The 13,205-nt window shown below is 59.3% G+C and carries 6 protein-coding genes and 1 tRNA gene; 6 read left to right on the top strand and 1 reads right to left on the bottom strand.

Annotated features, from left to right (window positions below; all coding sequences use genetic code 11):
* On the bottom strand, positions 1-276 hold a 276-nt coding region (locus tag B0D78_RS11505; protein WP_143521727.1), incomplete at its 3' end, for a helix-turn-helix domain-containing protein.
* A gap of 182 nt (positions 277-458) precedes the next feature.
* On the opposite strand from B0D78_RS11505, the gene B0D78_RS11500 reads away from it, so the two are divergent.
* From B0D78_RS11500 to fusA, 6 genes are all read left to right on the top strand, one after another.
* A tRNA-Leu gene (locus B0D78_RS11500) sits at positions 459-545 on the top strand.
* 245 nt (positions 546-790) lie between these two features.
* Positions 791-4,480: a DNA-directed RNA polymerase subunit beta gene (gene rpoB / locus B0D78_RS11495; protein ID WP_078017089.1), complete on the top strand. Its 3,690-nt coding sequence runs from the start codon at positions 791-793 to the stop codon at positions 4,478-4,480.
* 116 nt (positions 4,481-4,596) lie between these two features.
* On the top strand, positions 4,597-9,726 hold the full coding sequence (gene rpoC / locus B0D78_RS11490) for a DNA-directed RNA polymerase subunit beta' (protein ID WP_078017088.1): 5,130 nt from the start codon (positions 4,597-4,599) through the stop codon (positions 9,724-9,726).
* A gap of 412 nt (positions 9,727-10,138) precedes the next feature.
* Complete coding sequence (rpsL, locus tag B0D78_RS11485; RefSeq protein WP_009165707.1) at positions 10,139-10,510, top strand: 30S ribosomal protein S12; 372 nt, start codon at positions 10,139-10,141, stop codon at positions 10,508-10,510.
* 20 nt (positions 10,511-10,530) lie between these two features.
* Positions 10,531-11,001 carry a 30S ribosomal protein S7 gene (gene rpsG, locus B0D78_RS11480; protein ID WP_078017087.1) on the top strand — a complete coding sequence of 157 codons (471 nt, stop codon included), beginning with the start codon at positions 10,531-10,533 and terminating at the stop codon, positions 10,999-11,001.
* A 20-nt stretch (positions 11,002-11,021) separates the two neighbouring features.
* Positions 11,022-13,121, top strand: a complete 2,100-nt coding sequence (fusA, locus tag B0D78_RS11475; protein ID WP_078017086.1) for an elongation factor G — start codon at positions 11,022-11,024, stop codon at positions 13,119-13,121.
* Positions 13,122-13,205 lie beyond the last annotated feature (84 nt).

Here is a 13,205-nt window from a genome sequence, read left to right as displayed (position 1 = left end):
AGAGGTGTTACAAAGGGAAGTAACGGAGCAGTCATACCGGTGAAGGCAGCAGTTTGCTGTCCGGCCATAACAGCCTTTGAAGACAGTCTCTGCATGTTTTCTGATCTCTCTGGAGATCGTACTCGGCGACTTCAGAACTGTTGAGGCAATACTTCTGAGAGATTCTCGCCGGTTGAGGGCGCTTTCAATGGCTTTTCTTTCAGCCAGAGTCAAATGTTTGTTCATGATGATGAACTCCTTTCCGAGATCTGTTGTCTCGTAAGAAAGGTCTTTCATCAATTCAGACTAAATGCAAGCTTCTTTTAATTCAGATTTAATGCAACGGGGTACCGGATGTTGGGTTGCATTTACCTTGAAGAATTTCAGGGAAATTTTTTTCGAGAAAACCCCGGCGAAAAAGTTTTTGGGGGCTTGTCAAAATCGAAAAGATCTGTATAATAACCACGTGTTCAAGAAACGCCCGGGTGGCGGAATTGGTAGACGCGCTAGATTCAGGTTCTAGTGGGCACTAGCCTGTGGGAGTTCGAGTCTCCCCTCGGGCACCATCCTTTTTGTGGGGATGGCAATGTCACCGATACGCGAGGGCTGCATCAAGCGGTGCTTGGTGCAGCCCTTTTTGTATTTTGCGCAGCTTTTTTCGCGGCGCTCACCCCCTTTTGTAAACGGCGGCGAAGCCCGTGAGCGACGGATTAACCACTTAAGTTCGCTGAACGCCGAGAGTGAAAAAATCCGTGTCGAAATTTTCTTTCTAGTGAGACTTTTATTCTGAATGTGTGGAGGTTGAACACGCATGGCTGAGTTTGTTCCGGTGAGCAAGGGGCGTCAGCGTCTGATTTTCGGCAGCGGGCACGATGTGATCCCGCTTCCCGACATGGTGGAAGTCCAGCGCGAATCCTACCGCAGTTTTTTCCAGGAAGGCGTGGCGCCGGAGGATCGCGAGCCCGTAGGCCTTCAGGAGCTCCTCGACGAAATTTCCCCGATCAGCAATTTCGACGGCAGTTTCCGTCTTGAATTCCTAGGCTACGAGATCGACGAGCCTTCCATGTCCCAGGAGGAAGCGAAGCGCCGCGACTGCACGTGGCACCGTCCTATCAGGGCCAAAGTGCGCCTGCACAACGATCGTTTGCAGGAGGTGCGCGAGGAGGAGATCTACCTCGGCGACTTCCCCGTCATGACCCCGCGCGGCACTTTCATCATCAACGGCACCGAGCGTGTCGTCGTCAATCAGCTGGCCCGCAGCGCCGGCGTGTACTTCAAGTCCGAACCCGGCGCCTCGGGCGCACAGAACTATTCGGCGAAGATCATTCCCGAGCGCGGCGCCTGGGTGGAGTTCGTCATGACCGGCGATTCGCTGTCGGTCAACATCGACAGCCGCCGCAAGCTGCCCGCCACGCTGCTGCTCAAGGCCTTCGGCCTGGGGACGAACGAAGAACTGCTCAAGGCGTTCGGCGGCGTCGTGGAAGATCTGGACATCGTCACGGAAGAAGCGGCCGGCCGCCTGCTGGCCGAGTCGGTCACCGATTCCCGCGGGCAGGTGCTGCTCCACGAAGGGACCCGACTTGACAAAGACGGGCTCGAGCTGCTCTGGGAACAGGGACGCACGTCGCTCAAGGTGTGGAATGTGGCGCCGATCTTCGTCTCCGCTCTCGAGAAGGAGAACACCAACAGCACCGACGAGGCCCTGCTGGAAATTTTGCGCCGTATGAGGCCGAACGAGCCCGTGCGCATCGAGGGCGCGCGCGAATACTTCGACGAACTGTTCCTCGACGTGCGCCGCTACACGCTGGGGCGCGTCGGCCGCTACAAGCTGAACCGCCGCCTCGGCCTGGACCTGAAGAAGGACGAATATCTGCTCACGCTCGACGATCTGATCCGCATCGTCAAGGGGCTGGTCGCTCTGCGCGACACGGAGGAGCAGCGCGACGACATGACCTTCCCCGAGATCGGCGAGGAGCGTGTCGACGACATCGACCACCTCGGCAACCGCCGCGTCCGCTCCATCGGCGAACTGCTGCAGAGCCAGCTGCGCATCGGCATGCTGCGCCTCGAGCGTATCGCCAAGGAACGCATGACCACGGTGGCCGACCTCAGCAAGGCCATGGCCCGCGATTTGATCAACGTGCGCCCGCTGGCGGCCGCCCTGCGCGAGTTCTTCGGCTCGGGGCAGCTGTCGCAGTTCATGGATCAGAACAATCCTCTCTCGGAGCTGACGCACCGCCGCCGCCTTTCGGCCCTGGGGCCCGGCGGATTGAGCCGCGAGCGCGCCGGATTCGAAGCCCGCGATGTTCACTATACGCATTACGGCCGCATCTGCCCCATCGAGACGCCCGAAGGCCCGAACATCGGTCTGGTGACTTCGCTGGGAACCTACGCGCGTCTCAACGAGTACGGCTTCCTGATCACGCCGCGCCGTCCCGTCAAAAACGGCGTGGTCTCCATGAAGGCGGAAGACATCGTCTATCTGTCCGCCGACGAGGAGGACACCTATTACGTCGGCCGCGCCAACACGCCCTTCGATCCGGAAACGGGACGCTTGACGGAAGACGCCGTATATGCCCGCTACAAGGGCGACATCGTCAAGATCGCTCCCGAACAGGTGGATTTCCTCGACGTGTCATCGAAGCAGGTCGTATCGGCTTCCGCCGCGCTGATCCCGTTCCTCGAGCACGACGACGCCAACCGCGCCCTGATGGGCTCGAACATGCAGCGCCAGGCGGTGCCCCTGCTGCTGCCCAAAGCGCCTTTCGTCGGCACCGGCATCGAAGAGCGCGTCGCCCGCGATTCCGGCTGCTGCGTCTATTCCTCCTGCGACGGTTCCGTCACCTACGTCGATTCCGACCGTATCGAAGTGACCGACGACGGCGGCGGCCGCCACGAATTCGAGCTCGACAAGTTCCTGCGTTCCAATCAGGGCACGATCATCCATCAGCGTCCAAAAGTCGACGTGGGCGACAAGGTAAAGGCCGACGAACTGCTCGCCGACGGCCAGTCCGTCGACGGCGGCGAGCTGGCGCTGGGGCGCAACGTGCTCATCGCGTTCGTGCCGTGGGAAGGGTACAACTACGAGGACGCGATCCTGCTCAGCGAAAAGCTCGTCAAGGAAGATTATTTCTCTTCCATCCACATCGAAGAGTACGAGATCGACTCCCGTGACACCAAGCTTGGGCCGGAAGAGATCACCCGCGACATTCCCAACGTCGGCGAAGACGCGCTGCGCAACCTCGACGAAGACGGCGTGGTGCGCATCGGCGCCGAGGTCAACCCCGGCGACATCCTCGTCGGCAAGGTCACGCCCAAGGGCGAAGCCGACCACAGCCCCGAGGAGAAGCTGCTGCGCGCCATTTTCGGCGAGAAGGCCGGCGAAGTGCGCGACACGTCGCTGCACCTGCCTCACGGCACGCGCGGCAAAGTCGTCTCCGTCAAGCGGCTCAACCACGTCGACAATCCCGAGTCGCTCAGCCCCGGCGTCAACGAAGTCATCAAAGTCTACGTGGCCCAGTGGCGCAAGATCACCGTCGGCGACAAGATGTCGGGACGTCACGGCAACAAGGGTGTCGTTTCCCGCATCCTCCCCGTGGAGGACATGCCCTACCTTCCCGACGGCACGCCCGTCGACGTCTGCCTCAACCCGCTGGGCGTTCCCAGCCGCATGAACCTCGGCCAGGTGCTCGAGGTCATCCTCGGTTTCGTCGCCCTCAAGAACGGCTGGCACGTCGGCACTCCCGTGTTCGAGGGCGCCACGGAAGAGGAGATCTACACGATGCTGCAGGAAATCTCCGACCGCGAGCCCGACCTGCGCGGCAAACTCTCGTCGGGCGGCACGATCCGCCTGCGCGACGGCCGTACCGGCGATCTGATGGCCGAGCCCAGCACCGTCGGCGTCATGTACATGCTCAAGCTGAACCACCTCGTCGACGACAAGCTGCACGCCCGTTCCGTCGGGCCGTACAGTCTGATCACGCAGCAGCCTCTGGGCGGAAAGGCCCAGTTCGGCGGCCAGCGTTTCGGCGAGATGGAAGTCTGGGCCCTGCAGGGCTACGGCGCCGCGCATGTGCTTCAGGAGATGCTCACCGTCAAGTCCGACGATATCCGCGGCCGCCTCAAGACCTACGAGAAGATCATCAAGGGGCAGAACCTCACCAAGCCGGGCGTGCCCGAGAGCTTCAAGGTTCTCGTCAAGGAACTGGAGGGGCTTGGCCTGACCGTTTCCATCGATTACAGCGACGGCACGTCCGGTCCCCTGCCGATCGACGACGATGACGACGGCCCGCGTCGTCCCAGCGACATCGACAACATTACCGCCAACGACATGATGTTCGCCGCCGAAGCGGATCTGCCCGGTCAGCCGGCGGAACGGGACGTTGAAGAATCCGACGGCGAGGAAGAATCCGAGATGCTGCCGGATGCGGATGAAGAAAACGCCGGCGGCGAAAACGCGGCGGATCCCGAAACTCAGGAAATGCCCAATCTGAACGAGTAAACGGCAAAAAGAAGAGCGGGAGAGACGCTGCTGCCGCCTCTTTCGCTTCCGAGCGTTTTTCGGTCCCGTATTCGTCTTTTCGTCATTTATTGGATAGAAATGGAGTGATTCTCCTTATGAATAAAGAAATCGTCGGAATCCGTCTGCGCCTGGCCACCCCCGACCAGATCCGGGAGCTGTCCCACGGCGAAGTCAAAAAGCCCGAAACGATCAACTACCGCACGCTGCGTCCCGAACGCGACGGCCTTTTCTGCGAGCGCATCTTCGGGCCGACCAAAAGCTATGAGTGCGCCTGCGGCAAATACAAGAAGAGCGGTCCCAAGTTCAAGGGCGTCGTCTGCGACCGCTGCGGCGTCGAAGTCACCGACAACCGCGTGCGCCGCGAGCGCATGGGGCATATCGAGCTGGCGGCTCCCGTCGTGCACATCTGGTATCTGCGCGGCATTCCCAGCCGTCTCAGCCTGCTGCTGGGCACGCCCACCAAAATGCTGGAGCGCGTGGTCTATTTCGCACCGCTGCGCAAGCGCGAGGCGGCGTACAAGGTCGTCATTGAGGGCAAGCGTCCCGACCTGGCCGCCAAGGACGACGTGATCTCCGAATCAGAGATGCGCGTCCACGCCCATTACGATCCGAAATTCAAGGCCGAAGAAGCGTACCGCATCCTTTCCACCGACGACGTGCCGCTTTCCGTCGGCGACGTGATCAGCGCCAATCAACTGGCCCGCTATCAGTCGGAGTGGGGGGAGGAATCCTTCTCGGCGGAGCCGGCCTACACGATCGTTTCTCTCAACGGCGTCACGGCCGACGAAGTCCCCGTGTTGACGGCTGAAGGCCCCGCCGCCGAGTCCGCAGGCGAGATGAAATGGAAGCCCGGCGACAGTATTCCCGAATCCGATCTGACTGCCCTGCGCGGCGGCAGCGAAGTGGAGGCCGAGCGCCGCAAGACCGGCACTCAGGACAGCTACATCGTCACCTCGGTGACCCGTCTGCCCTACGGCAAGGGACAGATCCTTTCCCAGTCGGAACACACCCTGTTCCAGGAAAAATATCCGCACCGCTTCACCTCGCAGCTCGAGAGCGTCGTCGTCGAGGATCCCTGCTACCTGGTCATCGACGAGGGCGAATCGCCGTTCTCTGATTCCGACATCATCATCGAGCGCGAACAGCATCTGTGCTCGGCCTACGATCCCAAGTTCAAGGCCGGCATCGGCGCCGAGGGCGTGCGCGAAAAACTCTGCGCCATGGATCTGAACCACCTCGTCCAGGAGCTGCGCGAGGAACTTTCCGAAACGACGGGACAGAAGCGCCGCAAGATCGTCAAACGCCTTCAGGTCGTGGAAGACTTCCGTAAGGGCGACTGCGCGCCCCAGTCCATGGTGCTCGAAGTGCTGCCCGTCATTCCGCCCGATCTGCGTCCCATGGTCCAGCTCGACGGCGGCCGCTTCGCCACCTCCGACCTGAACGATCTGTACCGCCGCGTCATCAACCGCAACAACCGCCTCAGCAAGCTGAAGGAACTCAAGGCGCCCGAGATCATCATCCGCAACGAAAAGCGCATGCTTCAGGAATCCGTCGACGCCCTGATCGACAACGGCCGCATGGGCAAAGCCGTGCTCGGCGCCGGCAACCGGCCCCTCAAGAGTCTCACCGACCTGCTGCGCGGCAAGAAAGGACGCTTCCGCCAGAACCTGTTGGGCAAGCGCGTCGATTATTCCGGCCGTTCCGTCATCGCCATCGGTCCCTTCCTGCGCCTCTATCAGTGCGGCCTGCCCAAGCAGATGGCGCTGGAGCTGTTCAAGCCGTTCGTCATCCAGAAGATGGTCGAGAAGGGCATCGCCACCAACGTCAAAAACGGCAAGCGCATGATCGAGCGCGGCAACGAAGAGATCTGGGGCATCCTCGAAGAGATCATCAAGGACCATCCCGTCATGCTCAACCGCGCCCCGACGCTGCACCGTCTGGGCATTCAGGCTTTCGAACCGATCCTCATGGAAGGCAAGGCCATCCGCCTCCATCCCATGGCCTGCACGGCCTTCAATGCCGACTTCGACGGAGACCAGATGGCCGTTCACGTGCCGCTGTCCATCGAAGCCCAGACCGAAGCGCGTATGCTCATGCTGGCCGCCAACAATCTGCTTTCGCCCGCCAGCGGCAAGCCGATCGTTTCGCCCACCCAGGATATCCTGCTCGGCGTGTACTACATCACCAACATGGTCTCCGGCCTCAAGGGGGAGAACACTTACTACGACAGTCTCGACGACGTGATGACCGCTCTCGATCACGGAGCGGTGCACGTCAACACGCGCATCTATCTGCGCTGGGATCCCGAATGGAAGCCGCTCACCAAAAAAGGCATGGAGGACGGCGATTTCCTCGATCCCAAGACTCGCAAGTGGCTGATCACTTCGCCCGGACGCGCTTTGTTCAACCTGCACCTCAACCCGCGCCTGCGCTTCGTCAACTTCCAGATGGGCAAGAAAGACCTCAGCGCCATGCTCGACAAGGCGTACGATTATCTTAGCCACATCGAGATGGTCGACACGCTCGACTCCATCAAGAACCTCGGCTATCACTGGGCCTGTCTCAGCGGCCTAAGCTTCCAGATGCAGGCGATCGTCATCCCGCCCGAGAAGCAGCAGCTCGTCAATGAGTCGCTGGACGTCGACGGACGCATTCGCGACCAATACGAGATGGGCATTCTCACCGAAGACGAATATCTGCGTCAGAAGGAAGATCTGTGGTCCGGCGCGGCCGGCAAGATCGGCGACTCCATCATGGATCACATGGCTGTTACCAACCCTATCCGCATGATGGTCGAGTCCGGCGCCCGAGGCAGCAGAGGGCAGCTGGCGCAGATGGCCGGCATCCGCGGCCTGATGGCCGATCCGACGGGGCGCATCATCGATTATCCCATCACCACGAACTTCCGCGAAGGCATGAACATGCTGGAGTACTTCATTTCCACGCACGGCGCCCGCAAGGGGCTGGCCGATACGGCTCTGCGCACCGCCAAGTCGGGATATCTGACCCGCCGTCTGGTCGACGTCGCCCAGGACATCATCGTCCTCGAGGAAGACTGTCACACCAGCAAGGGCATCAAGATCGAGCCGATGAAGAGCGACGGCAAGGTCGTCATCCCGCTGAGCGAACGCATTGCCGGGCGCACCAGCCTTGAAGACATCGACGATCCCGTCAGCGGTGAACGTATTATCAGCAAAAACGAACTGATCTCGCCGGACAAGGCCCTTGAAATCGAGAACCTTCGCGAGCACATCTGGGTTCGCAGCCCGTTAAGCTGCGAGTCGCCTTACGGCATCTGCCAGAAGTGTTATGGCGTCGATCTGTCCAGCCGCAAGATGGTCAACATCGGCGAAGCGGTCGGCGTCGTCGCGGCGCAGTCCATCGGCGAGCCCGGCACTCAGCTGACGATGCGCACGTTCCACACCGGCGGCGTGCGCATTTCCGGAGAGGACATCACCCAGGGGCTTCCTCGCATCGAACAGCTTTTCGAAGCCCGCCGCCCCAAGAAGGTCTCCTATCTGGCCGGGCTCAACGGCAAAGTGGCCGAAGTGCGCGAGCTCGAGGGCAAGCGCAAGGTCATCATCGAAGGCACCCCTAACGACAGCGACGTCGTGCAGAAGGTTACCTACAATATTCCCGCCTCTCAAAGCATTCTGGTGGAGGAGGGGGATGAAGTCAAAGCGGATACTCTGATCACCGACGGCTACATCGACCCTCAGCAGCTGCTCGAAGTCGAGGGACAGGAAGCCGTGCAGAAATACTTGGTGGACAGCATCCAGGAAGTGTATCGTTCGCAGGGCGTTTCCATCAACAACAAGCACATCGAGGTCATCCTGCGCAAAGTCGCTCCGATCAACCGGCTGCGCGTCATCGACGAAGGCGACACTTCGCTGGTGGCGGGCGATCTGGTCTGGGCTTCCGACGTGCAGAAGGAGATCGACGAACTGACGGCGGAGAACGAGCGCAATCTTGAAGAGGCCGTCAGAACGCTTTCCGGCAAAACCTTCCTCGGACAGGAAGGCGTTCATCCCACGCCGGAGATCACGAGCCGTCAGAAGACCGTTATCGACCGTCCGCTGGTCGAGGAACTTCTCAAAGCCGGCACGCCGATGACCAAGCTTCATCTGCGTGACAGCGACGGTCCGCTGGACGTCATTGTCGGCGAAGCTTCATTCCGCGCGCGCCTGAAAGGATTCCAGCCCGTGGAACCCATCACCTGCGCCGACGGCACGGTGATCCCCAACTCTCGCGAGCTGACGCTGCAGGACTTGACTCGCATCACAGCCACGCCTTCGGAGCCTCATTTCTATCGTGACGTGGAAACTTTGCGCAAACTCACTGACGCGGCCTATTTGGCCAAGGATGTTTCGATAGGCGATACGGTGATCGCCAGGACCAACGATCTGGTCAACGGCGAGCTGGTGCAAAAACTCAGCAGCAATCCCGTCAAAAGCATCCGCATCTGGAAGAACGTCCAGCACATCGACGTTATCGATTACCTCCAGGAGCGCCTGATCAGCACTCACTGGGGCAAACTTCTGACTGCCGCTTTCGACGCCGAAGGCAATCCCGCGCCCAATATGCCCAGGATCGTCGACGCGTCGGTGATTCGGGCCATTCTGCAGAACAAGATCAAGACGCTGGCATTGCACGACAGCGACAAGCCCGTTCATCTTGACGAGTATCTGGCCCAGGCGCTCATCAATGCCGTTGTCGGTAAAGTCACGCTGGAAGCCGTAGAACTCGGCGAAGGCAGGGGCAGCATCCCCGCCGGCGTTACGCTCACGGAAGAACACGCTGCCCGCATCATTGCCAGCCGCGTGCCGAAGCTGAGCCTGCGTCCCGCTTCACCGCAGAGCGAAGAAGTGACGCTGATTTCACGCGTTTCCTACGTGCGTAAGCTGCGCGTTTCTCCTGTATGCAAAAAATTCATTCACGGGATCACCAAGGCCGCTCTGGCAACGGAGAGTTTCCTGAGCGCCGCGTCTTTCCAGCAGACCGCCCAGATCCTTGCCGGCGCCGCTGTGCGCAGTCAGGTCGATCATCTGATGGGGCTCAAGGAGAACGTCATCATTGGTCACCTGATTCCTGCGGGAACGGGGATCGAACGCTTTCAGAGCCTGAATGTTTCCAGCAAGTTCGTGCCCGTCTCCGAAGCTGAGAACGCCGATGATGCTGCGGAAAAACAGATGTCTGACGGCGCTGAGGTCCCGGCGGACGAGTGAGAATCTAAGAAAAGTCAAATGTGTAAGTTTTAAATGTCGAAGAAGTCGGCTTAAAATACTCGATGCGGGGCGTGCTAAAAGCTTGACATTAGCGCGCCCCGTTGCTATTATCACTTGGTGTCTTTCGTGCGAGGGTGAACTGTGTCCTTTTATCGGGAACCGCGATGATTCCAAGGATGCGCGCTCTTTCCCTCGGGAAAGGTGAACGTCTGGGACCATTTTGGTTTAATCTGCCGTGGATCAAGCCCCAGGGCTTGAGTAAACGAATGCTCTCGAGAGAGGCTGGTTTTTCTTCCCCGCGCGGAACTTATCCAGACAAACCCGGACCGGTGTACATCATACGGAAGACAGCCGGAGAAGTTGTTCTTCGGCGAAGTTCAATAGAATTTTTTCGGAAGAAGGAGGAAATATCGTGCCAACAATCAATCAGCTTGTGCGTAAGGGACGCGTCGCTGCGACTTACAAGTCGGCGTCTCCCGCGCTGCAGAACTCTCCCGTTCGCCGCGGCGTCTGCACCCGTGTCTACACCGTGACTCCCAAGAAGCCCAATTCGGCCCTTCGCAAGGTGGCTCGTGTCCGCCTGACCAACGGCATTGAGGTTACGTCTTACATTCCCGGCGTCGGACACAACCTGCAGGAGCACTCGGTGGTTCTCGTGCGCGGCGGTCGCGTCAAGGACCTTCCCGGCGTCCGTTACCACATCGTTCGCGGAGCTCTCGACTGTGGCGGCGTTGCGGATCGCAAGCGCAGCCGTTCCAAGTACGGCGCTCGCCGTCCCAAGTAAGTATTTAAGGAGGAAATTCCATGCCGCGTAAAGGGCATATCAAAAAACGTGAAACCATCGCTGATGCGACTTACAACAGCGTTGTCGTCACGAAGTTCATCAATACTCTGATGCTCGACGGCAAGAAGAGCATTGCCGAAGGCATTATGTACGGCGCTCTCGAAAAAGCTTCCGAGAAGCTGAAGGTCGAACCCATGGCTCTTTTTGAGAAGGCTATGGAAAACGTCAAGCCCGCGGTCGAGGTCCGTTCCCGCCGTGTCGGCGGCGCGACCTATCAGGTCCCCGTCGAAGTCGCTCCCGCGCGTGCGCAGGCGTTGGCCATCCGTTGGATCATTTCTTACGCCCGCAGCAAAAAAGGCATGCCCATGGCGGAACGTCTTGCCCGCGAGTTGATGGACGCCTACAACAATGAGGGCAGTTCCGTGAAGAAACGCGAAGATACCCACAAGATGGCCGAGGCCAACAGAGCCTTCGCTCATTACCGTTGGTAGTCAGCCGTTGGTGACGTTTCATGCTGACTAAGGATCTGACGAAACTCCGCAACATTGGCATTGCCGCCCATATCGACGCCGGAAAGACCACGACCACGGAACGCATCCTGTTCTACACGGGCGTGAACTACAAGATCGGCGAAACTCACGACGGCACCGCGACCATGGACTGGATGGCTCAGGAGCGCGAACGCGGGATCACCATCACTTCCGCCGCTATTACCTGCCAGTGGAAGGATTGTTTTATCAATATTATTGACACTCCCGGCCACGTGGATTTTACGGTCGAAGTGGAACGTTCTTTGCGCGTCCTCGACGGAGCCGTTTCCGTCTTCTGCGCGGTCGGCGGCGTCGAACCCCAATCGGAAACGGTCTGGCGTCAGGCTGACAAGTACAAGGTCCCTCGCATCGCGTTCATCAACAAGATGGATCGTGTCGGCGCGAACTTTTTTGGCGTTGTAAGCCAGATTCATGATCGTCTCGGTGCTCGTGCTGTGCCGGTGGTTCTGCCCATCGGTGCGGAGGATTCTTTTCAGGGAATCGTTGACCTTCTTCATATGAAGGAGGTCGTCTATGTTGACGAAACCGGCGCGCATCCTGAGCTTCGCGACATTCCCGCCGATATGCTCGACGACGCGAAAATGTATCGTGAGAACCTCATCGAGCAGCTGGGCGACGTCGACGATGAGATCATGAACATGTATCTTGAAGGGCAGGAGCCGACGGTCGAACAGCTGAAGGCGGCCATCCGCCGTCAGACGATCGCGCTGAAGTTCGTGCCCTGCTTCTGCGGCAGCGCTTTTAAAAATAAGGGGATTCAGCCCGTGCTTGATGCGGTTATCGATTATCTGCCCAGTCCCGTCGATATTCCCGCAGTCGAGGGGACTTCTCCTGATGACGAGACCAAGGTGATTGAACGCCATCCTAAGATGGACGAGCCGCTCTCGGCTTTGGCGTTCAAGGTTGCTGTCGATCCCTTTGTGGGGCGTTTGACGTTTTGTCGTATTTACTCCGGCACGCTTCATACTGGCGACACTCTTTACAATCCTGCAAGCCGTAAGCGCGAACGCATTGGCCGCATCCTCCTGATGCATTCCAACAAGCGTATCGACATCGACGACGCCAGCGCCGGCATGATCGTGGCCCTGCCCAGTCTCAAAAACACCCGTACGGGTGACACTCTCTGCGACGAGAACAATCCCGTCGTGCTTGAAAGTCTTACCTTCCCCGCTCCCGTCATCACGCTGGCGGTCGAACCCGCGACGACCGAGGACAAAACCAAATTGGCCAAGGGGCTGATCGCGCTGTCTGACGAAGATCCCACCTTCGTCGTCAAAGATAACGAAGAAACGGGGCAGACGACGATCTCGGGCATGGGCGAGCTCCATCTTGACATCATCGTTGACCGCCTGCGCCGCGAGTTCGGCGTCCACGTCAACGTCGGGCGTCCGCAGGTCGCTTACCGCGAGGCCATTCAGAACCGCGTTGAAAAGGTTCAGGGCAAGTTCGTCCGTCAGAGCGGCGGCCATGGACAGTACGGTGATTGCGTCATCAACATGGAGCCTTTGCCCGATGGACAGGAAGGATTTGTGTTTGAGGACGATATCGTCGGCGGCGTCATTCCTCGCGAATTCATCCCCGCCTGTCAGAAAGGCTTCGAAGAAGCCATGGGCAGCGGCGTTCTCGGCGGGTTCCCCGTCATCGGCGTGAAAGTCGAGTTGGTGTACGGAAGCTATCACGAGGTCGACTCTTCGGAAATGGCCTTCAAGATCGCCGCTTCGATGGCTTTCAAGGAGGCCATGAGAAAGGCGAATCCCACGCTGATGGAGCCTATTATGTCCGTCGAAGTCGTGACTCCGGAGGATTACGTGGGCGACGTTATGGGCGATCTTTCGTCCCGCCGTGGCCGTGTTGACGGCATGGAAATGAGGGCGAATGCCCGCGCGATCAAGGCCTATGTGCCTCTGGGCGAGATGTTCGGTTACGCCACCGATTTGAGAAGCAAAACTTCGGGGCGCGCCAACTACACCATGCAGTTTGACCACTACGAACCGGTTCCCAAGAATGTTGCCGAGACGATCTTGAACCCCAGCGGCGCTGACTCCGCTGGCAAAAAGTAAGTTTCTAGGAAAGCCTAGGGAGGAAAAAACAATGGCAAAAGAGAAATTTGAGCGCAGCAAGCCCCATCTGAACATCGGAACGAT

The organism is Pyramidobacter sp. C12-8, from assembly GCF_002007215.1.
In the GTDB taxonomy this organism is placed as follows: domain Bacteria; phylum Synergistota; class Synergistia; order Synergistales; family Dethiosulfovibrionaceae; genus Pyramidobacter.
Note: the sequence above shows the minus strand (reverse complement) of the source record. Positions and strands in the feature narration are given on the sequence as shown.